Source organism: Clostridium sp. Marseille-P2415, assembly GCF_900155545.1.
GTDB lineage: Bacteria > Bacillota > Clostridia > Lachnospirales > Lachnospiraceae > Lacrimispora.
Window position 1 is genome coordinate 3,740,428 of record NZ_LT732526.1, and the last position, 24,700, is coordinate 3,765,127.

Consider the following 24,700-nt stretch of genomic DNA (forward strand, 5'->3'; position numbering starts at 1 on the left):
CACAATGCTTTTGGGAAGGAAAATGTTGGAATTAAAAGGCATTTGCCCAAAATATGGAAAAACAAATGAGAGTTATTGATCAATTAATCGGAAATCGTACGATAGTATGCACACAATGTTAAAAAAACAGAGCGCTTGACAATTGATTTTAAGTATGATTATAATGCAGATAAGTTAAGTCTAACCAATTTACATAGAATGTTAATAGATTTTAACGATAAAAGACCACCATGAAAGTTGATCCGGTGGTTATATATAAAGAAATGGGTTAGTTATAACTAACCATTATATCTGGAGCTTTAAAGGAGGGAAATGGAAAGGATATGATGCTGGATCAGCAAAAGCTTCGAAAACTTATAAAAGATTGGAACAGGGGGAAATACAAGCGTACCGTTAAACGGATCTGCATCGGAGTGGCCGCTGTATGCACCGTATTGCTTGGTTCCTATTACATGCAGGGCAAAAAGGCGGAGGAAGACATAAGCCGTCTGAGGGATATGAAAATCAGTGCAATGAATATGGCGGGGGATGACAGCGAAGCCATTATCATGTCAGACAGGAAGGTCCTTGGCGGCTATAAGGATCTGTTTCTTCAGAATCCGGATCTGGTCGGCTGGCTGACCATTGACGGCACAAAGATAGATTATCCGGTGATGTGGACTCCTGAGAATCCGGAATATTACAGCCAGAGAGGGTTTGACAAAGAAGAAAGCAGGAATGGGCTGCTTTTCCTTGACGGAGCTTCTAACATCAATGAAAGCGGAGGGAACTTAATCATTTATGGACATAACATGAAAAACGGTTCCATGTTTGCCGATCTTCTTAAATATCAAAAGGAATCTTATTGGGAAAAGCACAGGACAATTCAGCTTGATACGCTTTATGAGACCCGCATTTATGAAGTAGCGGCAGTGGTAAGGACCAATGATTTTGAACAGCTTCCTTACGAATTTACCCGGCCTTCCGAAACAGAGGCATATAAGGCGATAGAACGGATGAAGGCCAATGCGCTTTATGAAACAGAGGTGGATATGGAATATGGCGATGACTTCCTGACTCTTTCCACCTGTGATTATAGCGAAGAAAACGGGAGAATGGTAGTGATGGCGCGGAGGGTTCAGGAAAGGTGAGGAGATTGTTTGGTTTGAAGAAAAAAGCCGGGAAGGCGGGAAACAGGCTGCCTGCGGCAGTTATGGCAGTTGCGCTGGGGATTGTGATGGCAGCCGGACAGGCCATGACTGCCATGGCATTGGAGACAGGAACTTATCTGGTTACAGTAAAGCCCAGTTATAGAAATCCGGCAACCGGAGCCATAGATGATCCTGGAAACAATGAGGCCATTGGCCAGGGGATGACGGAGCGGATGTGCGGTTCCACCGGTCTGCTGGAGGTGGATGATTCCGGGCGGATGCACTTAACGGTCCGTTATTACCTGTCCCAGTTTATTAAAAACGTCAGCTTTGAGGAAGATATGCAGGGCTCGTTTACAGCTCTGCCCCATGAAGAAATGCAGACCAGGGCAGCAGTGGAAGGAGCATCGGATTTAGAGGAAAAATACGGCTATACAGATTACCGTATTCCCATAAACAGCATGGACTCCGTATTCCGGGGAAAGGCGTACATTGACGCAATGGGACGTGATGTGGTTTATTTCTTTACCTTTTCCGATCCTGTACAGGGGAGTGGGGATTTTAAAGTAAGCGCATCCCGGACATGGGATCCTGCGGCTCCTGAAACACAAGGGGCAGAGACACAGGGAGGAACGGCAGAACCGGATGAAGCTTCGTATGCAGAGGCGGCAGCTGAAGAAGGAGGGGAAAGCCGGGAGGCAGAGGCTTCCGGCGGCAACGGAAGCGGACGTAGAGATGACCCGGTAACAGGTATCCCCGAGAAACCGTCCGGCCAAACTTCGTCCGGCGTATCATCCTTGCCGGCAGAACAGGAGCCGGACGGTCAGGGGGAGGATTTCAGCCTGGATACCAGATATGACTTATCGGCGGTTCCGGTAAAGGAGGCCAGGAAACTGGTTGACCCCATGCTTGAGAAAGCAACCGGTATTACAGGAAGTACCTATAAGCGTGATATCGGGACATCCGCATCTTCTATGGGAACAAAGGATGAAGGAAGCAATGGAAACAGGACGGTTATGATCGCATTGCTTGCTGCAGCGTTTCTCCTGCTTCTGCAGTATGCAGTCTCTGCTCTTAGAAGAGATGGAGGAAAAAAGGCTTCTCTGGGGCGGTATCCGGAAAATGTGGGAAAAAGTGAGCGCGGAGGCAGAGCATGAGAAAACATTTGAAACGAGTCACATGGGGAATATTGTCCGCTTTTCTCATCCTGGCAGTTACCGGATGCGGGGTCCGGAGTAAAGCGGGCATAACTGGTATGAAGGCGGCGGATGGCGGACCGGTTCGGGTCGTAGCAACCTCTCCTGCAGTGGTGGATATCATGGCGAGACTGGATATGGATCTGGTGGGAGTGCCAACATCCACGCTGTCCGTGATCCCGGCCAGATATGAAGATGCAGTCAGAGTGGGGACAGCCATGGGACCTGATATGGAGATCATCAAAACCTTAAATCCCGATTATGTCATAGGCCCGGCTTCCCTCCAGACGGATATGGAACCAAAGCTGGAAGCGGCCGGACTTTCCGGGATATTTTTAAATCTGGAAAGCGTGGAAGGGCTGTATAAAAGCGTGGAACAGCTGGGAGAGCTGTTTGGAAAGCAAAAGGAAGCAGATGCGCTGACCGATGAGTTCGCGGCATTTTATTATGAATACAGCAAGGGAACGGAAGACAGGGAAGGGCCCACTGTACTGGTTCTTATGGGACTGCCCGGTTCCTACGTGGTGGCAACCGGACAGAGCTATGTAGGAAGCCTGGTGAGGCTGGCAGGCGGGGTCAATGTGTACGAGGATGAGGAGAAAGACTTTATCACTGCCAATACGGAGGATATGCAGGACAGGGATCCGGATATTATCTTAAGGGCTGCCCATGCATTGCCGGAGGATGTGGTTTCCATGTTCCGTGAGGAGTTTGAAACCAACGATATATGGAAGCATTTCAGAGCGGTGGAGAATGAGAGGGTATATGACCTGCCCTATGATCAATTCGGCATGAGTGCCAGGTTCAATTTTCCTTCTGCCCTTGATACACTGCAGCCGATGCTTTACGGGGAGGATGAGGAATGACAGAGATGAATGTGCAGGCAAATCCGGCAGAGCCGGCAGGAAAAGAAGGAAACGGAAGCAGGGAGATCTGGAAAAAACATGCCGGGATGTCATTTCTTGCGGTGATCCTGCTTTTTCTGATCACGTTTTACATATCCGTCAACACTGGAAGCATTGAACTATCCGTAAGCCAGCTGCTGCGGGGCTTGTTTGTGGAATATGACGCGCAGGTGGCCACCGTGTGGGATTTGAGATTTCCCCGCATTTTGATTGCCTCTCTGGGCGGAGCGGCATTATCCGTATCCGGAGTGCTGTTCCAGGCCTGTATGAAGAATCCGATCGCAGACCCCGGGATCATCGGTGTCAGTTCCGGAGCCGGTTTTGTATCGGTACTGATCGCGGGAATGTTTCCGGAGCTGTATTTTCTTACCCCCTTTCTGGCGTTTGCAGGCGGAATCCTGGCGTGTGTCATGGTATACCTGCTGGCCTTTCAGAACGGGCTGAATCCTTTGAGGGTGGTTCTGGTGGGGGTGGCGGTAAACGCGGTGTTTACGGGACTTACCCAGGCGTTCAACTCCATGACCGGAGGGAATTTAAGCGGAGTGGCTTCCATTGCCAATGCCAATATCGCACAGAAGACCTGGGATGATGTGTTTATCATTACCGGCTATGCGGTGCTGGGGCTTGTGCTGGCCTGGCTGGTATTTTATCAATGCGATCTGCTCTCCCTAAGTGACCGGACCGCAAGGGGACTGGGAGTAAATGTGACTGCGGTCAGGATCGGGGTATCCCTAATTGCAGTGGTCCTTGCCTCCATATCAACTGCAGAGGTGGGGGTAGTATCCTTTATCGGCCTGATCGTACCTCATATTGCCCGGATACTGATCGGTTCCGGCCATAAGGCGCTGATCCCATTTTCCATGATCGGAGGAGCTTTTTTGATGCTCTTAGCGGATACCCTGGGGCGGACCATAGCGGCCCCTTATGAAATTTCAGCTTCCATCCTGCTGTCCATTGTAGGCGGACCGATGCTGATCATCCTGCTTCGAAGGAGTGAAAAGACTTATGGCGTATGAGAATAACCGCCGTACTCCCCGCATGAAGAATGTAAGGGGCCTTGAGCTGGTACGGACAGTGAGGCAAGAAAGGCATGAGGATGCCGGGAATGGAAACAGAATGCCGGAGGCGGTCATGAAGACGGAAGGACTTACCTTTTCTTATGACGGAACCGCCAATGTGCTGGAAAATTTCAATCTGGGAATACAAAAGGGAAAGATAACGGTGCTCATGGGAGCAAACGGCTGCGGAAAAAGCACCCTGTTCAATCTGATGACAAGGAACCTGTATCCGGATGAAGGAACCGTCCTCTTAAGGGGCAGGAATGCCGATGATATGAATCGGAAGGAATTTGCCCGGAATGTGGCGATCGTCCATCAGAACAATACTGCTCCGCCGGACCTCACGGTAGAAACACTGATCGGCTATGGCAGGACCCCCTATCTGGCACCCTTTCAGACGGCAGGGGATATGGAAGATAAGAAAGCGGTGGAATGGGCCATGGAAGTGACTCACGTTGATCCGATCCGGAATAAATACGTGTCGGAGCTGTCCGGGGGACAGCGGCAGAGGGTATGGATCGCCATGAGCCTTGCACAGATGACGGATGTGCTGTTTTTGGATGAGCCGACCACCTATCTGGATATCCGGTATCAGATCGAGATACTGAAGCTGGTGAGGCGTTTGAACCGGGAATACGGGATCACCATTGTCATGGTACTCCATGATATCAACCAGGCCATGGAATACGGAGATGTGTTCATCGGTATGAAGGATGGCGAAATTGTAACGGAAGGCGATCCGAAAGAGGTGGTGGATGCGGAGGTGCTTTATAAGCTTTACGGCATCCGGCTTCCAGTGGCGGAGACAGAGGGGAGAAGGTACGTGCTGACCGTTTAGTCATGCCCCTTTCTTGAGGGGAAAGGGGCATGCTGCAAAAAAGCAAGACTCTTAATTCTGTTGTATCGCACACAATATGCGGATTAAGGTAGATGGGATTTAAAAGTCCTGAAACAACAAAATACCTCATTTTGAAAGGAGAATCTTTTATGAAAAAAATTGCAACAATGGCTGCTGCTATGGCAATGTCCGCAATGATGGCGATGTCCGCATTTGCGTCAAATTATTCGGGAACTTATTTCTATTTTGATGCCGGACAGACACAGAAGGCCCCGGCCCATGCACAGACTACGGTAACGGGAATAGAAACAGCGGATGGCGACGAAGCAGGAACTACAGATATCGTCATTTATGTGCAGGAAATTGAGCACAGCGGAGTGGTCGGAGAGATCCAGTCCATTACGATTGATGGACAAACCGTGTATTCCGATGGCAGTTCGATTGCATTTTATGGTGTAGATAACGATTTGATCAACGCCAAAGGCTTAATAAATGCATCAGTTACAATAACCAATGACGGTCATCCGGTGGATCTTTCAGATATCTATCTGGATGTAGAACAGTAATGCTGTGACAAAAGTCAGGTGATTTTAAGATACAGCCTTCCGATATATGTGTGCTGAGGATGGCTGTATCTTATTATAGCAGAGGAGGAGAAAATGAAAAGCAAGTGCCTGATGAAGGGGAAAATAAAATCGGTCATATTTCTGTTTTTTTGTCTGTCTTTGGCGCTCTTTAACACATGGGTCATCAGGGCCTGGGCGGATTATGAGACAGGCGTAACCTATATCGTTCCCATAGAATTCTACCAATCCAATGAGTGGGATTCAACTGTATTAAAGGGAGTGGCTTCCAATATGCGGGTCCAGATGCAGGATAATGCGCTTGTAAAAAAGACAGAAGACGGGAAATATGAGGTTACCGTTTTTTACCATGGATCCAGTTTTGAAGATATGCTTCAGATCATGGATAATTCCAGACTGCCAGAACTGAAGGAATTATATAAGAGTCCTGACCGTGTTCCCATGGGAACTTTTAATGCACCGGAGGAATACCGGAATCCGGAATATGTTGAAACACTGAAAAATACAGGGAAAATAGATCCGGAAATGGATCCGTATTATAGAAAAGATATAACATTTGCTTTAGTTGATAAAAACATGGATATTGGAAAAATGGTTTTTACAATGGACCGTTTATCAGACGGGGTCTATGTGAAAAATTGTTATACGCCTGGGAAGGCGAACTCGATCGGGACCCAATGTGTAAGATTTGTGGAGGAAAAAAAGGAAATCCCCCTGACTTATAACGAAGGAAGCTATCGTTTGGGATATGGCTGGTATAATTATGGGGAAGTAAAGAGCACAGACTATTCCCGGAAATATACGGAACAGAGCGTTGCCATGTATGAGAAATTAAGTGATTTATTTGAAAAGACTGTTCCGGTTTCCGTTGAAGGGGATGGAAAGATCAAGGCGGAATTTAAAATAAAAGATTCCGGTGACATACATACGATAGAAATTGCCACAAAGAAAAACGTGGATTTCAATACATTGACATCAACTCAGAAAACTTCACTTCAACAGGAATTTGTTGCGGCTGAATATGAAACGGTTTGGAACAGTGATACGGGTGGGGAGACCATTGAATTAGACTTCAACGATATACTTGACGGTTATTATCTTCGCATTATGACAAATGAATTAGAAGCATATAATGCGGATAAAACAGAAACAAACCAAAAGGGCTGGTATGCCTGCTTAAAGCTGGAGTCTGCCCCGGGCGAGGAGACGGAGGATTTAATCCTAACAAGCGGGGCAGCCAGGCTGAAAGCCAGGAGCGATGCCGTTCCGGCTGACAGTGAATTTATCTTCAGACAGCTTTCCCCAGAGGAAACCCCGGAGAATGTGATCAAATATACCGTTGATGGCTTAAGGCGGTTCTCTAAGGATGAGGACTCCTGTCTGGTGTATGACGGTTCTCTGGAAAGCGGGGGGACCCGTGTAGAGAAATTGAACGGCAATGTGACCCTGGAGGTGGCTCTTCCCGAGGGGTTTCATATGGATACAACTGCAGTCGCAGCATTTACCAGTGACGGCAGAAGCTTACTAAACCAGATGAACCAGTACATAGATAAGGAAACCCGAACCTTTCGGTATACCACGACTCAGAGTTCTGAGATCAATGCGACCTACGTATTTTTTGACCGGGGAAATGTTTTGGACCCCTTGGAAATGGAGCAGCTGGAGGAGGGCGTATATGAAGTAGACTTAACCATTGCCCATGCCACTTACCGGTTCCGTCCGTCTATGGCCAACAGTTCTATTATGGATAACAAGGGCGTATTGGAGGTCAGGGCCGGAGAAGACGGGAAGAAAACCTATCAGCTTTACTACGGGATGGAGCCTGTTTATGTCGGCCCTATTATAGGCTACATGACAGGAGAGGCCTACTGTAAGGGAAGCAGCAGAACTGACATCACGCCTGTTACGGTCCTGGAATACTATGCAAAGGAAGACGGAAATCTGGACTATGATGCCTGGGCCGAAGAATTCCATTTCCAATACTTAAAACGTCTGACCTTCCCGCTGGAATCCCCGCAGGAAGACGGCACATATTTGCTTCAATTTGCTGTTCCTGCCATGGATGCAGAGCTTGGAGACGGAAGCGGGATCCAGTATGCCGCCCTTCGTGTCCGGAATCCCCAAAAAACAGGGGAAAACCGGCTGGCAGGATATGAAAAATCGGTTTTACAGGCAGTGATCGACCGGGCCGGACGTTATCTGGAGACCCTGGAATCGGGCAGCGAAGCCTATAACACCTTAAAGGAAGCCATTGATGCAGCCCGGGAAAGCAATAACAGTCCGGATGAAGAAACCATTGTCAGCGAAACGGAAAAGCTGCAGGCGGCTTTAAAGGCTGTCGGCGGTGATTCAGAAGGAGTTAAGCTGTCCGACGGAACCTATGAACTGCCATTTGAGATCCAAAATTCATCGCAATCGGGGCAGTCGGATTTTCAGAAGTATTTCGATACTTCAAAAATGGAGCTTAAAATCCAGGATGGCCGGATGACCCTGACACTTAAGGGCGTAAAACAGGGAGAGGATTATGTGACCTCTTTTCAATATGACAATGGGGGAGCCGAAGCAGAGGACGGAGTGATCATAAACGGAGAGGATGGGCTTCCGGTCTCCTATGCATTTACGAGAGCGTACACGGAAGACCCCATTGAGATCAAACTGAGATCCGTTACCCAAAATGCTTTTGATTATGTCTGTTACCTGACCATGGATATTTCCGGAGCAGCCAGAAAGAAAGCAACAGAGGAAGAAATAAATGCATTGAGCAATAAGGTCCTGGAGGCCCGGAAATTACTTGAAGAGGACTATACCCGGAATTCCTATGAGGCATTGAAGGGGGCAATTGAGAAGGCTGAAACCTACCTGACGGTGGAGGAACCTTCCTATGATATCATATCCGGACAGACAACTGCACTGGCCGGGGCCTTTCATGATCTGGTTTCTCTGGTGGATTTAAAAGCCAAAATCAAAGAAGCTTCCGAATATAAGAGCAGTGGTTATACGGAAGAAAGCTATCAGGCCCTTGCATTGGAGCTGGCAAATGCCAGAAATATCCTGGTAAAGGCAGATGCGTCCGGCGAAGAGGTGAGCGTCCGGACCAGCAGGCTGCAGGAAGCGATTCAGGATCTCGTTCCGGCAGGAGAAGAACCGGGGGAATCGGGTCTGAAGGATGGAACCTATGAGATTCCCATGGGCTTATACAATACAGGAACGGAAAATGTCCATATGGACAGTCCGTATTACCGGTCGGCAGAATTGACAGTCAGTGAAGCGGGAAGCCAGATGGGCGTGAAGCTGAACATGCAGGCCAACGGGGAAAGCTGGATAACGGTTCTGAAATACAGCACAGACGGAGGGGAGACTAAGACCGAGGTTACGGATATGGAAAAGGATGAAGCAGGAAATATCACAGCCTTCCGTTTATCTCTGCCCTATACGGAGGAGAGGATCACGCTGTATGCGAGAAGCACAGCAAAGCCTTATTATGATACAAAGTCTGATCTGGTACTGGATTTTGCCGGAGCGGTAAAAAAACAGGAACCAGAAGTACCGGTGGCTGATAAATCAAAGCTGGAATCACTCCTGTCTGAAACAGAAAGCATTTCAAAGGATCCTTATACAACAGACAGTTATGAGAAGCTTGAGGAGGCACGTTCCGGTGCCAATGTGGTAAATTCGGATCAGAATGCCACCCAGACAGAAGTTGATGATTGTGTCAAATCCCTTCAGGAAGCTTACGATGCTCTGGAATCCAGGGGGGATCTTACTTATGTAAATGAAATTATCTCCAAAGCAGAGCTGGCAACAGGAGAAGACCAGGGGAAGTATACGGCCGAATCTGTGCAGGCACTTAAGGAGGTTCTTGACCGTGTTAAGGAAAAACTGGAAGCAGACAGCCATAATATGAATCAGGAGCAGGTAGACCGGCAGAAAGAGCTTCTAGAAGATGCATACGGCGCGCTGGAAGAAAGCAGGATTCCTGAATTAAAGGAAGAATTAAAGGAATTGATACTTTCCTGTGAGAATTATTTACAGGAAGATTATACGGAAGAGAGCTGGGCAGCCCTGGAAGCGGCCCTCAAGACAGCCCGGAATCTGGAGGAAGAAGAAAGTACGTCGGAAGAGGAGTGTCAGGATGCAATCGCCCGCCTGACCATGGCAATCCAGGCGCTTGAGGAGAAAGATGAAACAGAGGATCTGTCCGGAATTTTGTTGACACTGCAGGAGCTGGCGGACAAAATGACCGGGGAAGTGCAGGATTCGGCAGATGAGATGGAGCCCACCAGCTATGCAGCTTATATGGCATCTGTAAATATGGCGGACAGCAGCAATTCTTATGCTCTTACGAAAGATCAGATTCAGGCACAGATTGACTGGATGAACGCAGAGAGCCATGCTTTGGTCCGGAATAATGAGCTTGAGGAATCTTATAATGTGATGTTTTTTGATGAATTATTTGACGCTGAATTACCGGAAGAGGAATTGATCGAAGAAAAAGCGGTAAACGAGGAATTACAGGAGGAACAGAAAGCCGAAACAAAGGCTGTTGGGAACATAGAGGAAGAGCCGGAAGCGGAAACAGGGAAAGAGCCGATAGCGGAAACAGAGGAAGAGTCGGAAGCAGAAACAAAGGAAAGCACGGAGGCCGAAACAGAGGAAAGCGCGGAAGCGGAAACAGAGGAAAGTACGGAACCGGTAACAGAGAAGGAGACGGAGTCCGATATGGAAGAGGAGAAAGAAAAAGATGGAACTCCCCAGCTTTCCATATCCCGTTCTACGTTGTCCATGTTCCGTTTGGGTGAATCTGCATCCACACCAAGCAGTGCAAAGCAGGATAAGAAAAAGCAGGCAAGCGCTGCTTTGGCAGCAAGCAAAGCAGTCAGCACCCTTCCCCGGGATGGAACTTACTCCATTAATTATGCCTTGTGGAAATATGATTTAAATGCAGCCTCTATGGGAAATCCTTCCTTTATTAAACCAGGGACGCTCATTATCGATGATGGGAAGGCCTCCATCTATATGAAGATGCAGGGAATGAACTACAGCGGTCTTTATGGGCATCTTAAAAGCATTTATCTTATGAAAAACATAAAAGAAACCTCTGACGGCCTGGATTACACCACGCAGGCTCCGTCTTACATCAAATATTCACAGGAATCGGATGATTATGGCCCGGCTGGAAGCTATCCGTCTGTGGCTGGCTTCCCTGTGACCCTGTACCAGGAATACACGCCTGTAGAGGTGGATGTACCTGTTATGGGAGAGGTGGGAAGGACTCAGGTTGCCCGTCTGCGCCTCTATTGGGATAGTCTTACATATGTAAATTCCTCGACGGATTATGAGAATAGCCAGACAGAGGAACCGGGCGGGAAGGAGATTGATACCGAAGATTTGAAAAAGGCGGTCACCGAGTTTGAGACTATGACAAAAGACTCATCCAAATTCATAAGCAAGTCCTATTATGCGGTTCTTAAGAGCGTGGCAGCAGGAGAGACACTGCTGGATCAGCCCGGAGTTTCTCAGGAAATGGCAGATAATCGGGCGGCTGCGATCCGGGCAGGCATGAATGCGCTGATCCCGGCGGCTGCCAGCGGGGAGAAGGCAGAACTAAAGACATTGATCGAAAAAGCTGAGGCAGAGTATAAAATAAGTGATTATACGGAAGCATCCTATAAGGTATTGACCGCTGCCATTATTACAGCCGAAAAAACGGTCAGCAGTACGGACGTAACTCCCGGAATGGTAAACAGAGATATGAAAATGGTAAATATGGCCATCAGACAGCTGGTCAAGGATACATCGGATGATGTGAAAAGATCAGAACTGGAGCAGTGGATCACCACGGCGAAAGAGTATATAAAGTCCGATGAGTATACCGCAGCCAGCAAGGCGGCGTTAGTGGAGGTTTTATATGATGCCATGATGGTCGCAGGAAAGGAAAAGGCCACCCAGAAGGAAGTGGATGACCAGACCTCTGCCATAAAAGCTGCGGTCAGCAGGCTGGAAGGGATCGTGGATAAAACAGAATTGTATGAACTTTTGGAAAAAACAAAAAAATACAACAAGTCGGATTATACGGAAGCTTCTTATGATGAACTGGTAAACGCGGTTGCGGCAGGTACCTTTGTATATAAGGACCAGACAGCAACTGCATCAACAGTCAGGGAAGCGTCTAATGCAATCAAGCGTGCCATCAACGGGCTTTCGGCAGCGGATGGCGGCGGCCAGACCGGAGGACTGGAGACGGCGAACCAGACTCTGCTTTCGTGGATCCAGATGGCCGGCAGCTACGGCTCCAACGGTTATACGGCATCCTCTTATCAGACACTGGCCGTGGCACTTTCCAGCGCAAGAGAAGTCTATGCAAGCAGCACGGCATCTGCAGCCGAAAGATTGGCAGCGGCCGGAATCCTGCAGACAGCCGTCAATAATCTGGTCACGGATTCCGACAGCGGCAGCAGCGGAGGTTCCGGCAAGAGCGATGAGGATGACGGCTGCTATAAGGTAAATGTACGTCTCTGGCACGCAACCATGAACAAAGCATCCATGGGAGACAGTGCTGTGGAAAAAAAGGCATATGTCCAGATTGAAGACGGCGATGTGACCATGCGCCTTGTAACCAAAAAGATGACGGTCAGCGGTATCACCGCACATCTCCATGATTTCTGGATTTACGACGGCGGGGATTATGAAACGGCAGACCTGGTATCTACGGAAAACAGCAAATGGATTTTTGAATTTAATCTGCCGAATGACAGCTCCCAGTATTATAAGTGCAAGGTGGACCCGCAGGTAGATGTTATGGGAGACGACCCGGTAAAGGCAAGGCTCAAGGTGGACTGGAGCTCCTTAAAGGAAGTGGATGAGGATGACTGGGATGAGCTGACCGGGGACGTTGACGACGATGATGATGATACCACAACTATCAGCTCCGGCAGCGGTTCGGCAGAGCTTATCAGCTCTGAGACCGGAATCCGGGTCAAGGGAAACGCAGGCGGTCCAGGGGTCACTGTGGAAGTGAGCAAAAAAGACAGCGGCGCAGACTATGACAAGGCCATCAATGCGTTAAGCAGTACTGCCGGCCGGTTCGTTCTTTACGACATCAAGCTGAAATCAGGCACGGAGTATGTACAGCCCAGGGAATCCGTGACCCTCCGCATTCCGGTTCCTGCCGGATATGATACCGGCAGGCTGGTCCTGTACCGGATCAATGATGACGGAGAAAGAGAGGAAATAAGCGGCAGGCTGAACGGAAGCTATTTTGAAGCAAACGTAAACCATTTCAGCCTGTACGCACTGGCGGAAAGCAATCAGGCCCACGCTTTGGCAAAGACCGCCGATAGCTTGGAAAACAAAAAAACAATAACCTTATCAAAGGCAGGATCTACAGGCAAAACAGGCTCCGGGGCAGGTCCAAAGACCGGAAGAGATACGGAAACTGTGCAGGGAGGCACCGGTAAATCTTCGGAACAGATGGCAGCCGGACGTGTGATCCCCTACACCGGAGACAGGACTCCTGTTAAAGAACTGATGGGTGTGGGAACCCTGGCTTTGCTTCTGGGCTTTGGGATGGCATTTACCGGAAAGGATCCGGAAAAAAGGAAATAATATAAACGGGCGGCAGGGAGGTTCTCCCGCCGTCCCCAGGAAAGGGGATTCTTATCTTGAAAAAACTAATGAATACTGCTTGTGTGGCAATGGGATTTGTGTGCATAGGAGTCGGCTGCATAGGGATCGTGCTTCCCATTCTTCCGACCACTCCGTTTCTGCTTCTGGCGCTGGTACTGTTTGCCAAAGGTTCTGTCCGGTTCCACAGATGGTTTCTGTCTACAAAACTGTATAAAAAGTATCTGGAAGATTTTGTTGTAACAAAGTCCATGACAAAAGGGATGAAAATCAGAGTCCTTGTTATTGTGACCTTGCTCCTTGCTGCCGGATTTTGGTTTTCCCCGGTTTTTGCAAAGGTCATCATTGTTATTGTAGCAGCGTTTCATTACGTATATTTCATCTTTGGCATAAAAACCACAGAGGAGAAAAAGATGATTCCGGGAGAAGGAAAAAGGGGAGTGTCATGATTAAAAAAAACCTGATCTGCCTTATGTCGGATTCCAAAAAGTATATTGTCCATAATGTCCTGTGGCAGTGGCTGGCCCTTTGGGCCTCGATTGCCGTCATGACGGCAGCGGGACGGCTTTTTGAGAAGGGTTACGGGGGACAGCTGACAGAAGGAAGCGTGGCGGTATCCGCAGGGGTGATCCTGCTGGCGGTCCTCGGGCGCATGGTCTGCAGCCGGAGGGCGGCCCTGGCTTCTGATCTGGCGGGAAGTGACATAAAACGGGAATTAAGAAAGCGGCTGTATGAAAAACTGATGGTTTTGGGAGCTGCTTATCACGAAAAGGTCCCTACGGCCGAGGCCGTACAGGTGGCAGTGGAGGGAGTGGAGCAGCTGGAAGTCTATTTTGGCAGGTATCTTCCCCAGCTTTTTTACAGTCTACTGGCCCCTCTCACGTTGTTTTTTGTCCTGTCTTTTATTAGCTTTAAAGCCAGTTTGGTTCTGCTCCTCTGTGTTCCGTTAATCCCTCTGACGATCATAGCAGTGCAAAAGGCTGCAAAGAAGCTGCTGAACAAATACTGGGGAATTTACACAGAACTGGGAGACAGTTTTCTGGAGAATCTACAGGGGCTTACCACGCTTAAGATTTATCAGGCAGACGGGGATAAGGCAGCGAAGATGGATGAAGAGGCGGAGCATTTCCGGAAAATCACCATGAAGGTCCTGATGATGCAGCTTAATTCCATTATTGTCATGGATGTGGTGGCCTACGGCGGGGCGGCCATCGGCATGATAGTCACGGTCCGGGAATATCTGGCAGGAAGTCTGGGGCTGGGAGGTGCTATGACCATTATTCTGCTGTCTTCCGAATTTTTTATCCCGATGCGCCTTCTGGGGTCATTTTTCCATATTGCCATGAACGGCATAGCTGCATCGGACAAGCTCTTTGGGATATTGGACATACCGGTTGAAAAAAGAGGGGAAAAGGAGCTGGAAAACGGGCCGGTGGAAATCACCATGCGTTCTGTAGAATTTTCCTATGTACCGGAACGAAAGGTTTTAGATAAGGTGTCCCTGAAGCTTCCGGAGCAGGGCATGGTATCTCTGGCGGGGCTTTCCGGCTGCGGAAAAAGCACCGTCGCTTCTCTGCTGACAGGCAAGAACAGGAATTACCGGGGAGAGATCCGGTTAAATGGCCTGGAGCTGTCAGATATCTCAGAAGAAAGCCTCATGTCCCATGTGACGCTGGTCAGCCATAACAGCTATATTTTTAAGGGAACTGTGGAGGACAATTTAAGGATGGCGGCACCGGAGGCGGGAAAAGAAGAGATGGAGGAGGTTTTAAAGGAAGTGAAGCTTTATGATTTTCTGATGGAGCAGAAGGGCCTTAAGACAGAGCTTGGGGAACGGGGCTCCAACTTATCAGGAGGCCAGAGCCAGAGACTTGCCCTGGCCAGGGCGCTGCTTCACGATACGCCGGTATACATATTTGATGAAGCCACCTCAAACATAGACGCAGAAAGCGAAAACCAGATCATGGCGGTAATCAAAAAGCTGGCCGGCCGGCGGAATGTTCTGCTGATTTCCCACCGCCTTGCAAATGTGGTTGATTCCGGCAGGATATATGTTTTAGAGGAAGGCAGGATTGCGGAAGAGGGGAATCATGAGGAGCTGCTTAAGAGAAACGGTGTATATGCAGGACTCTATCTGGGGCAGAAAGCGCTGGAGGAGTATGCTTCGGGAACTGATCTGGAGCAGGAGAAGCCGGATTGCTTGACCGACGGACGAAAGGGCAGGGAACGGAAAATAACACGGAAACCTGCGGAAAAAGGGGGAGTGCGGTATGCATAGCCGAAGATCAGGGATCCGGATTATGGCGCAGTTAATGAGGCTGGTAAAGCCGCTTCTGCTGATCGTTGGGCTGGCGGTCACCCTGGGAGTCCTGGGATATTTATGTGCCATCTTCCTGACCATATCGGCCGTTGCCGGAATCCTTACAGTTCTTGGATTTTCTCCGCCTCCCGTATTTCCGGGTTCCTTAAAGCAGATCTTTATGATGATGGCAGTTCTGGCAGTACTCAGGGGCGCGTTCCACTATGGGGAGCAGGAGTGCAACCATTATATTGCATTCAAACTGCTGGCGGTCCTTCGCCACCGGGTCTTTGAGGCTCTGCGCAGACTTTGCCCTGCAAAGCTGGAAGGGCGGGACAGGGGAAATTTGATTTCCATTATTACCAGTGATATAGAGCTTTTAGAGGTGTTCTACGCCCATACCATTTCCCCGGTCTGCATTGCATTTGTTACCAGCCTTATTATGGTGATTTTTATGGGCAGCTTCCATCCTGTCTGCGGCCTGGCGGCATTGGCGGGCTATGTAACGGTTGGGGTGATCCTTCCTGTCTGGAATTCCCGGAAAGGGGCAAAGACCGGTATGGAGTATCGGGATCAGTTCGGAAGGATGAACAGCTTTATTCTGGACAGCCTCCGGGGACTGGGGGAAACCATACAGTACGGCCAGGGAAGCAGACGCCTGTCTCAGCTTAAAGAGGGATCGTACCATCTGTCTGAGCGTCAAAAGCGGTTAAAGGAACTGGAAGGCAGCTCCGGGGCAGTTACAGGAGCCTGCATTACCCTGTTTTCCTTTTTTATGCTGTTTTTGACCCTGTGGCTGTATGAGAACAATGTCCTGGAGTTTGACGGCGCGGTGCTGGTGACCGTTGCCATGATGGGATCCTTCGGACCGGTAACAGCTCTATCCAGCTTATCCAACAATTTAAACCAGACTTTGGCCTGCGGGGAGCGGGTCTTATCCGTTTTGGAGGAGGAGCCTCAGGTAAAGGAGGTATACGGGAAGGCGGAAAGCACATTTTCCGGGGCAGCCTTTGTAGATGTGACCTTTGCTTACGGGGCTGAAACGGTTTTAAAGGGGATTTCCATGGAGCTCCCTGAGAACCAGATCATCGGAATCCACGGAAAAAGCGGTTCCGGGAAATCCACGCTGTTAAAGCTTTTGATGAGATTCTGGGATGTACAGAAAGGAGCTGTTCTCGTCTCCGGACGGGATGTGCGGAACATCAACACCGTTGATTTAAGAAAAATGGAAAGCTTTGTGACCCAGGATACGGTATTGTTTCACGATACCATTGCAAATAATATCGCAGTTGGAAAACCCGGGGCTTCCAGGGAGGAAATCATGGAAGCGGCAAAGAAAGCCTCCATCCATGATTTCATAGAGGCTTTGCCCGGCGGGTATGATACCGAAGTGGGAGAGCTGGGAGACCGCTTATCCGGAGGGGAACGCCAGAGGATCGGGCTTGCAAGAGCGTTCCTTCACGATTCCCCCCTGCTTTTGTTAGATGAGCCTACCAGCAATCTGGACAGTCTCAATGAGGGAATTATTTTAAAATCCTTAAAGGAAGAAAGGAAAGACCGGACAGTGGTTTTGGTATCCCACAGGAGGTCCACAATGAGTATCGCAGAAAAGGTCTGGAAAATGACTGGGGACCGGGGATCCTGAGGGATGACCGGAGTAAAATCCCGGACAGATATGTGCCGCTTTGTGATAAAATTTTTCATTAGCTTATATATTTTCTTGGCCCAATTGACTTGTGAGGATTGCAGTAGTAGTATAAAAACAGCAAAAAGTTAGCACAAACTAACCAAAAAGTGAGGTTAGAAGGGAGCGGTAAGTTATGATGATGAATCTGGGAGATGTTCAGGAAACCATGCTGATTCCGCTGGCTGTCAAAGCGAATGAAACGCTTCGTCCCAATGCCAGGATCCACGATGATAAAGCATTGCATATTATTAAGTCTCTGGGCATTGATACTTCAAAGTATGATAAATTTATGAGTCACGAAGGCGTTGTGGCAAGAACGATAATGTTTGATAAGGAGGTTAAGTCATATCTGGACCAGTATCCGTATGCCGTATGCATTAATCTGGGATGCGGCCTGGATGATCGTTTTTCCAGGGTCGATAATGGAAAACTTTTGTGGTATGACCTCGATCTTCCGGACTCCATTCAGGTCCGCAGCCGTTTTTTTGAAGATAATAAGAGGGTGACAATGATCGCCGGTTCTGTTTTGGAGCCTGGCTGGGCCGGTCAGGTGGAAAAGGGGAGAAAAGCGATTATTATTGCGGAAGGTTTGCTGATGTATTTTAAACAGGAAGATGTAAAAAAGCTGCTTTCCATTATAACGGAACATTTCCTGGACTTTGTGATAATCGCCGAGTTAATGCATCCGTTTGCGGCAAAAGGCAGTAAGCATCACGATACGGTGAAAAATACAAAGGCTACGTTTAAGTGGGGAACCAAAACCGGGCATGAGCTGGAGAAACTGTGTCCGGGTCTTAAATTGGTTAAAGAAGACAGCTTTAATGTTGTTATGAAAACATTTACTTTCCGGGGACGGTTATTTTCCTTAATTCCGGGCGTAAAAGACTGCAATGACCGTCTGGCAGTCTTTGAATGGGGAAACAGCCGGCAGCCTCTTTAAACTGCAGACACAAAGATCTGACGGTCAGCTTTGTGGCTTAACTGCAAAAAGGGGCTGGTCAGTACCGGGCTGGGGATCCGTTATAAACAGGAAAACAGGCCTATGGAACATGAGTTTCATAGGCCTGTTTACTATTCACAAAGCGCCTTTGCTATCTCTGCAGCCTTATTAAAATCTTCCTCTTCCGGATTCCACAAGCACTTAGCTTCCTCCTCAATCACTGCAAATCCTGCATCGGTCAGCCTTTCCCGAAGAACCTTTGTACCCTCTCCGCTCCATCCATAGCAACCGAATACGGCAGCCCTCTTGCCCTTAAATCTCAGTTCCTTTAAGAAATCAAGCCATCCCCCTACGGAAGAAAGCACGCTTCCTCCAACGGTCGGAGAGCCTAAAGCAATCGCCTTGGATTTAAACACCTCCGTCATGATGTCATTCTTATTTGTTTTAGAAATATTATAGATCATCACTCTTGTATCTGGTGAAATCTGTGCGATTTCGGCACTGATCTTGTGAGCAAGTTGTTTTGTCCCCTCCCACATGGTATCATAAACAATGGTGATCTGATCTTCCTGATAGTTCTGTGACCATTCATAATATTTTTCCACAATCTGCAGGGGATTATCTCTCCAGATTGAGCCGTGGCTGGTAGCGATGATGTCAATGGGCAGGTTCAGTCCTTTTATTTCCTCAATTTTCTTTTTAACAAGAGTTGAAAACGGAGTTAATATATTGGCATAATACTTCAAAGCCTCTTCCCAGAGCCGGCACTGGTCGGCTTTATCATTGAATAATTCTTCCACAGCAAAATGCTGTCCAAAAGCATCATTGGAAAAGAGTATGTTATCTCCCGTCATATAAGTAGCCATGCTGTCCGGCCAGTGAAGCATTTTCATCTCAACAAAGATAAGCTTCTTGCCATTTCCGATATCAATGGAATCCCCTGTTTTCACAACTTTATAATTCCACTCCGGGTGATGATATTGTCCGGTAAGTGATTTTACTCCGTTTGCCGTACAATAGATAGGAGCATCGGGTATTTTTTCCATCAGTTCCGGAAGAGAACCGCTATGGTCGATCTCCCCATGATTTGCAACAATAAAATCAATCTCTTTTAAGTCGATTTCTTTTTCCAGATTGTCTATAAACTCTGTGGAATGCGGCTTCCAGACGGTATCGATCAGGACAGTCTTTTCTTCTTTAATTAAATAAGCGTTCTGGCTCGAACCGTGATTAATGGAATAGTCTGCCCCATGGAAGGATTCCAGTTCCCAATCCATAATTCCAACCCAGTAAACATTATTTTTCACAAGTTTCTTCATAATTATATTCCTCCTTCATATTTTTGAAATAGCAATGAGTTTTCTGTAAATATGTGAATATAAATGTCCTTGATCAATTCCTGAAGCTTTTGAAAGACCAGATGGTAAGAGGCACAGCCGTCCTCCGGCACTGTAAAATCATTGGTGCGGAACGCGATTTCTTTTATCAGATTTCCGGCCGCTTCATGTTCATCTTCCAGCTCTTTCACATATCCGCCGTCACTTTTCCCGGAGAAACTTTTTTTCATATAGGGGAAAATCAGTTTTTCTTCCTTGGCAAAATGCTCCTGAAGTTCTTTTCTCAGATCCGAAAAAAGTCCATGGAGGGGAACCAGCTGCTTATGATGGTGCTCATAATGAGCAAGCAGGACTTTATTGATCAATTCATCGATTTCCGTAAGAAGTATTCTCTCTTTTGCATGATGAGTAGCAATGATATAATCAATAAGGTCAGGAACCGCCATCTCTGTTAACCGTTCTATGGCCAGTACCTGTCCGCTGTCTGGTTCGTGAACTGCTTTCACAAGCTTTTTATTTAACAGTTCGATAAAGCTTTTTGAGTCAATACCAAGTTCTCGTACCGCGTCTTCTAAAATATCTTTTCCGCCGCAGCAATAATCAATGTGAAAATCATTAAAAATATCAACTGCTCTTGGATATGCCTTAATCACATCGGTTATCTTCATTTTATTTGTAATCATATTTGACCTCCCTTTCTCTGAGCTCTTCGTTTTTTCGAAACCAGATGTTCTTTTTGTAAGGCTAGTATAACCAGGAAAGAGAAAGAAAAATGTGATTTAAATCATTATTTGAATGTTTTTTATTAATTTCCGTTTTCAAAAACATCTCTTAAAATATCTTTGTTCCGGATGAGGACCTTTCGGTTCCCCTCCAGTCCAATGGCCCCCTCCATGCGAAGCTCCCCCAGCTTTCTGCTGATGGTCTCCCTTCTGACGTTTATATATGCAGATATATCATCTCTGGTCAATTCAATGGTTTTACTTTTAATTCTATTGCTTCTAAATAAAAGAAAACCGGCGACCCTTGCTTTGGCATCGTTTACGGATAATAATTGCACCAGCTCATTGGCTAATGACAGTTTCTGCCCTACTACGTTTAATATTTTAATTCCTATTTCAGGCCTTTTTAAAATCAGATTCTGGATGTCTGCCAAAGAAATCAGACATACCCCGCTTTCCTCCAAGGCAATGGCATTTGCTTCAAACGCTTTTCCTCCGAATATATTCTGCTCTCCATAGATTTCGCCTTCTCCCAGTATATCGAGAACATACTCTTTTCCTTCAAAGGAATAGTGGTTAATCTTTATTTTTCCATAGCGGATAACCAGTATTTTATCCGCCGGGTCATACTCATGAAAAACTGTTTCTCCTTTTTTGTAATCCAGATGCTGCGTTTTTGATATCAGTTCCTTTTGTTCTTCTAAAGAGAGAGACTGAAAAAGGGGGATTTTGGAAGTACATAATTTGCTGCAGCAATTGCATTGATGTTCCATACCGTTCTCCTTTCGGACGTTTCATTGTCTTACTTTTTTTCGATATTCAGAGGGGGTCATTCCAGTAATTTTTTTGAAGACCCGGTTGAAGTTTGTCAGATTAGTAAATCCGGTACGCTGGGCAACTTGGGTAACGTTAAGTTTTGTTTCCATGAATAGACGCTGAGCATTGATGATGCGTGTATTACTAATATAAGTACCGATTGAGCGGTTCGTATACTTTTTGAACTCATGGCACAGATAGTATTCGTTTATATAGAATCGTGATGCAAGATCCCTTAGAGTTATTTCTGATGCATATGCAACATTTATATAGCGTATGATACGGCTTATACGGTCAGATGTATCGTTAATCTGCTTTACCTGGCTCATGCGTGTGATTTCAAACAGCATCATGTTAAGCAGAGTCTGGATATAGTTATCATGTAGCTGGCCAGGAACTGACTGCTCCTCTAGCATTTCAAAGATGTATCGTCTCATTATATGAAGTGTACGTTTGTCAGGCCGGTACATGCCAGTGCTGTTAAAAAGCACATTACTAAGATCAGGATACAGGACTTTCTCTGGTGTAAAATAGATAACTGTACGGGAGAAAGATACATCCGTATCGCCGTAAGATCTATGTAGTGTCAGGGGTGTAAAAAGCATGAAGTCCCCCGATAATGTCTTATAAATGCTATCGTCAATAATGTGATACCGTTCACCGTTTTCGAGAAAATATAGTTCAAAATATTCATGATAATGTGACTTTGACATATTATCGTTGACACCGGTAATCTGTTCCACTGCGATTTCGGCTGCTTGCCCCATTTGAACTTGTGCGGTATCAATCATTTTTGTATTAACCTCCATAAATTGTTGATTGAGATGTAATTATTTCACTTTTAAATTATAGTGTTACTTTAAATTTATATATCAGTCAGATGGTTGTAACTGGGCTTTACCATTTCCACTTTAACTGCACTGATTTCATTCAAGCCCTAATAAGAATAGATCAAGATTTGTAAAATTTCAAGTTATTTACAGCAATATTCGTCTAGAACTTAATATCTTCAATAGATAAAATATGAAATGAGGAAAGAAATGGAGGTAACAAGATGAAGGTGTGTCACAAAGCCGAGATGGTTACTGGTTGTCACGGTTATTTCTCTGTACAGACTAACTGCATTGAAATCAGAATTATGTTCCTGGCAGATGATATCATACGGATCAGGGCCGGGTTTGATGGTGACTGGGATGAAGCAAGTTACAGTCTGGTTATGACAGCATGGAAATCCAGAACGGACGAGCTGATGAAGAATTGTCGAAGGCAAATTGAACCATCATCGGCGGAACTGAGAGATAGCGGTGACAGGGTGGTGATTCAAGGAAGAAGGCTGCGCATTGAGGTGCAGAAGGATCCATTCCTTATTCGTGTTTATGATAAAAATGGATCTTTATTGCATGAAGATATACCTGATTTAGCCTATCGGGAGGATTCCAATCATAGAAGGCTGCATACCAGCCGGATAGAGGCAGATGACTTTTTTTATGGATTTGGTGAGAAGTCAGGTGAAATCAATAAGGCGGAAAAATTCATGAACATGGCTCCGGGTGATGCTATGGGATATAACCCGAAGGAGACGGATTCACTATACAAGCATATTCCGTTCTATATTAAGCTTTCAGGGACATCCAGAGAAGCAGTCGGATATTTTTACCATAATACGGCCGAATGTTCTTTTAATATGGGCCGGGAAAAAAGGAATTACTGGCATCGCCATTCAACATACTGTACGGATGCAGGTGATATCGATCTGTTCTTGATTGCAGGTCCGTCTATCAGGGAAATTATCGAACGTTATACGGATCTTACCGGAAAATCGGTTATGCTGCCAAAAACAGCGCTGGGATATCTTGGTTCGTCTATGTATTATCCGGAACTTCCTGCAGACTCTGATGATTCCATACTTGAGTTCATCGATACAACGAAGGAAGAGGAAATCCCCATTGACGGATTCCAGCTTTCTTCCGGATACTGTGCAGTTGAGACTGAAGAAGGAATAAAACGATGTACTTTTACATGGAACAAAAAGCGTTTTAAAAATCCTAAACAGTGGTTTGCAGAAATGAAAAGGCGAGGCATTGTTGTTTCACCGAATATAAAGCCTGGAATGCTGCTTGTACACCCGATGCTGAAAGAGATGAAGGAAAAGGACATGTTTGTCAAAGCATCTGATTCAGATGAACCGGGAGTTGGCACCTGGTGGGGTGGCAAAGGCATATTTGTCGATTTTACTAAGGAATCCGTAAGACAGAACTGGAAGAGCTATATTACTGAGAATCTGCTGCAGTACGGCTGTGAGTCTATTTGGAACGATAACTGCGAATATGACAGTATAGTGGATAAGGACGTGCGCGTATATTTCGAAGGAAAGGGAGATACAATTGGCAACCTCAAACCGGTAATGTCAAATCTGATGTGCCAGCTTTCCAATGAGGCTATTGTGGAATATGACAGCCATGTGCGGCCTTTTTCAGTCTGCCGGTCCGGACATGCCGGTATCCAGCGTTATGCACAGGTCTGGGCAGGCGACAACCTTACATGCTGGGAGGCTTTGAAGTACAATATTGCAACGATGCTTGGTATGAGCCTGTCCGGCGTAGCGAATCAGGGCTGTGATGTCGGAGGATTTTATGGTATCGCTCCGGAACCGGAATTGCTTGTACGGTGGGTACAGAATGGCATTTTTATGCCAAGGTTCTCAATACACTCTACAAATACGGATAACACGGTCACCGAGCCATGGATGTACAGTAATATGAAGAAGTACATCAGGGATGCGATATGGCTGCGCTATAGTCTGATTCCTTATCTGTATTCTCTTATGGAACGGGCTCATGAGAGCGGGCTGCCAATTTTGGAGCCTGTATTATCAGCTTTCCAGAATGATTCAAAAACCTATAATGAAGGTGTAGACTTCATGTTCGGTGATTCCATACTCGTTGCGAATGTTGTTGAAAAGGGAGCCGCAGTACGCAAGGTCTATTTGCCGGAAGGCGCATTTTTCTATGATTTCGAAACGCGTCAGTCATATAAAGGCGGACAGGAAATAGAGGTTCCGGTGGATATCTCCAGTATTCCGATGTTTGTTCGGAGCGGCGCGATTATTCCGATGTCAGGAAATCGTCTGATGAATTTGATGACTGAAAAGACGACCAGCCTGAATATTCTGTTAGCTCCGGATGTGAACAGTGAATTTACATTATATGAAGATGATGGGATCTCAAATGATTATCTTCAGGGTTTGTATTTAAAGACACAGATTACTGTGGAGGCTGGTACACAGACATTGATTAAATTTACGAATCAAGGGAGTTATAAGACAGATGTAGAATCGATTTTTCTCGATGTGATCCATCGCGAAAAGGCGCCGTTCTATGTTCTGGCTGATAAGAAGGAAATCCATCATTTTCTGCACAGGAAAAAATTTGAGGAGGCAGAATGCGGCTGGTATTACAGCCAGCGGCTGAAATCTGTACAGATCAAATATCCGAATCCGAAGAAAAATCATGAAGTATTAATCTCATTTGAGCAGTTTGATCTGATTGGAATGTAGGAGGTCAGA

General features: G+C 46.7%; 16 protein-coding genes. 12 read left to right on the forward strand and 4 right to left on the reverse strand.

Features of this window, described 5'->3' with window-relative positions; genetic code table 11:
• Positions 1–323: 323 nt before the first annotated feature.
• The 11 genes from srtB to BQ9856_RS22115 all read left to right on the forward strand — a co-directional run bounded on the left by srtB (position 324) and on the right by BQ9856_RS22115 (position 18,260).
• Positions 324–1,130: a class B sortase gene (gene srtB, locus BQ9856_RS22065; protein ID WP_235839282.1), complete on the forward strand. Its 807-nt coding sequence runs from the start codon at positions 324–326 to the stop codon at positions 1,128–1,130.
• 14 nt (positions 1,131–1,144) lie between these two features.
• The gene (locus BQ9856_RS22070) at positions 1,145–2,287 is read left to right on the forward strand and encodes a heme-binding Shp domain-containing protein (RefSeq protein WP_077612931.1); all 1,143 of its coding nucleotides are present in this window, start codon (positions 1,145–1,147) and stop codon (positions 2,285–2,287) included.
• Positions 2,284–3,192 (forward strand): heme ABC transporter substrate-binding protein IsdE, encoded by a 909-nt coding sequence (gene isdE / locus BQ9856_RS22075; protein ID WP_077612932.1) that lies wholly within the window; start codon positions 2,284–2,286, stop codon positions 3,190–3,192. Before BQ9856_RS22070 ends, isdE begins: the two co-directional genes overlap by 4 nt.
• A complete protein-coding gene (locus tag BQ9856_RS22080; protein WP_077612933.1) occupies positions 3,189–4,247 on the forward strand; it encodes an iron ABC transporter permease in 1,059 nt (352 codons plus the stop codon). The genes isdE and BQ9856_RS22080 overlap by 4 nt, the downstream gene beginning before the upstream one ends.
• The gene (locus BQ9856_RS22085) at positions 4,237–5,127 is read left to right on the forward strand and encodes an ABC transporter ATP-binding protein (protein WP_328587260.1); all 891 of its coding nucleotides are present in this window, start codon (positions 4,237–4,239) and stop codon (positions 5,125–5,127) included. The genes BQ9856_RS22080 and BQ9856_RS22085 overlap by 11 nt, the downstream gene beginning before the upstream one ends.
• 149 nt (positions 5,128–5,276) lie before the next feature.
• Positions 5,277–5,693: a hypothetical protein gene (locus BQ9856_RS22090; RefSeq protein WP_077612934.1), complete on the forward strand. Its 417-nt coding sequence runs from the start codon at positions 5,277–5,279 to the stop codon at positions 5,691–5,693.
• 93 nt (positions 5,694–5,786) lie between these two features.
• Positions 5,787–13,316, forward strand: coding sequence for an NEAT domain-containing protein (locus BQ9856_RS22095; RefSeq protein ID WP_077612935.1), 7,530 nt, complete (start codon positions 5,787–5,789; stop codon positions 13,314–13,316).
• A gap of 56 nt (positions 13,317–13,372) precedes the next feature.
• On the forward strand, positions 13,373–13,783 hold the full coding sequence (locus tag BQ9856_RS22100) for a YbaN family protein (protein WP_200801339.1): 411 nt from the start codon (positions 13,373–13,375) through the stop codon (positions 13,781–13,783).
• On the forward strand, positions 13,780–15,612 hold the full coding sequence (locus BQ9856_RS22105) for an ABC transporter ATP-binding protein/permease (RefSeq protein WP_077612937.1): 1,833 nt from the start codon (positions 13,780–13,782) through the stop codon (positions 15,610–15,612). The genes BQ9856_RS22100 and BQ9856_RS22105 overlap by 4 nt, the downstream gene beginning before the upstream one ends.
• The gene (locus BQ9856_RS22110; RefSeq protein ID WP_077612938.1) at positions 15,605–17,278 is read left to right on the forward strand and encodes an amino acid ABC transporter ATP-binding/permease protein; all 1,674 of its coding nucleotides are present in this window, start codon (positions 15,605–15,607) and stop codon (positions 17,276–17,278) included. The genes BQ9856_RS22105 and BQ9856_RS22110 overlap by 8 nt, the downstream gene beginning before the upstream one ends.
• Before the next feature lie 175 nt (positions 17,279–17,453).
• Positions 17,454–18,260: a class I SAM-dependent methyltransferase gene (locus tag BQ9856_RS22115; RefSeq protein WP_200801340.1), complete on the forward strand. Its 807-nt coding sequence runs from the start codon at positions 17,454–17,456 to the stop codon at positions 18,258–18,260.
• Positions 18,261–18,391: 131 nt separating this feature from the next.
• Here BQ9856_RS22115 and BQ9856_RS22120 read toward each other — a convergent pair whose 3' ends face one another.
• From BQ9856_RS22120 to BQ9856_RS22135, 4 genes are all read right to left on the reverse strand, one after another.
• Positions 18,392–19,579 carry an MBL fold metallo-hydrolase gene (locus BQ9856_RS22120; protein WP_077612939.1) on the reverse strand — a complete coding sequence of 396 codons (1,188 nt, stop codon included), beginning with the start codon at positions 19,577–19,579 and terminating at the stop codon, positions 18,392–18,394.
• A gap of 2 nt (positions 19,580–19,581) precedes the next feature.
• The gene (locus tag BQ9856_RS22125; RefSeq protein ID WP_077612940.1) at positions 19,582–20,280 is read right to left on the reverse strand and encodes a DUF542 domain-containing protein; all 699 of its coding nucleotides are present in this window, start codon (positions 20,278–20,280) and stop codon (positions 19,582–19,584) included.
• A 122-nt stretch (positions 20,281–20,402) separates the two neighbouring features.
• Positions 20,403–21,092, reverse strand: a complete 690-nt coding sequence (locus tag BQ9856_RS22130; protein ID WP_077612941.1) for a Crp/Fnr family transcriptional regulator — start codon at positions 21,090–21,092, stop codon at positions 20,403–20,405.
• Between the two features lie 21 nt (positions 21,093–21,113).
• Positions 21,114–21,926, reverse strand: coding sequence for a helix-turn-helix transcriptional regulator (locus tag BQ9856_RS22135; RefSeq protein ID WP_159442065.1), 813 nt, complete (start codon positions 21,924–21,926; stop codon positions 21,114–21,116).
• A gap of 263 nt (positions 21,927–22,189) precedes the next feature.
• Between BQ9856_RS22135 and BQ9856_RS22140 the strand changes: the two genes are divergently transcribed.
• A complete protein-coding gene (locus BQ9856_RS22140) occupies positions 22,190–24,691 on the forward strand; it encodes a glycoside hydrolase family 31 protein (protein WP_077612943.1) in 2,502 nt (833 codons plus the stop codon).
• Positions 24,692–24,700 lie beyond the last annotated feature (9 nt).

What these genes read in the sequence shown, in the direction of transcription:
- srtB (WP_235839282.1), top strand. Translation starts at nt 324, where the DNA reads ATGATGCTGGATCAGCAAAAGCTTCGAAAACTTATAAAAGATTGGAAC.
- isdE (WP_077612932.1), top strand. Translation starts at nt 2,284, where the DNA reads ATGAGAAAACATTTGAAACGAGTCACATGGGGAATATTGTCCGCTTTT.
- BQ9856_RS22080 (WP_077612933.1), top strand. Translation starts at nt 3,189, where the DNA reads ATGACAGAGATGAATGTGCAGGCAAATCCGGCAGAGCCGGCAGGAAAA.
- BQ9856_RS22085 (WP_328587260.1), top strand. Translation starts at nt 4,237, where the DNA reads ATGGCGTATGAGAATAACCGCCGTACTCCCCGCATGAAGAATGTAAGG.
- BQ9856_RS22090 (WP_077612934.1), top strand. Translation starts at nt 5,277, where the DNA reads ATGAAAAAAATTGCAACAATGGCTGCTGCTATGGCAATGTCCGCAATG.
- BQ9856_RS22095 (WP_077612935.1), top strand. Translation starts at nt 5,787, where the DNA reads ATGAAAAGCAAGTGCCTGATGAAGGGGAAAATAAAATCGGTCATATTT.
- BQ9856_RS22105 (WP_077612937.1), top strand. Translation starts at nt 13,780, where the DNA reads ATGATTAAAAAAAACCTGATCTGCCTTATGTCGGATTCCAAAAAGTAT.
- BQ9856_RS22110 (WP_077612938.1), top strand. Translation starts at nt 15,605, where the DNA reads ATGCATAGCCGAAGATCAGGGATCCGGATTATGGCGCAGTTAATGAGG.
- BQ9856_RS22115 (WP_200801340.1), top strand. Translation starts at nt 17,454, where the DNA reads ATGATGATGAATCTGGGAGATGTTCAGGAAACCATGCTGATTCCGCTG.
- BQ9856_RS22120 (WP_077612939.1), bottom strand. Translation starts at nt 19,579, where the DNA reads ATGAAGAAACTTGTGAAAAATAATGTTTACTGGGTTGGAATTATGGAT.
- BQ9856_RS22125 (WP_077612940.1), bottom strand. Translation starts at nt 20,280, where the DNA reads ATGATTACAAATAAAATGAAGATAACCGATGTGATTAAGGCATATCCA.
- BQ9856_RS22130 (WP_077612941.1), bottom strand. Translation starts at nt 21,092, where the DNA reads ATGGAACATCAATGCAATTGCTGCAGCAAATTATGTACTTCCAAAATC.
- BQ9856_RS22135 (WP_159442065.1), bottom strand. Translation starts at nt 21,926, where the DNA reads ATGATTGATACCGCACAAGTTCAAATGGGGCAAGCAGCCGAAATCGCA.
- BQ9856_RS22140 (WP_077612943.1), top strand. Translation starts at nt 22,190, where the DNA reads ATGAAGGTGTGTCACAAAGCCGAGATGGTTACTGGTTGTCACGGTTAT.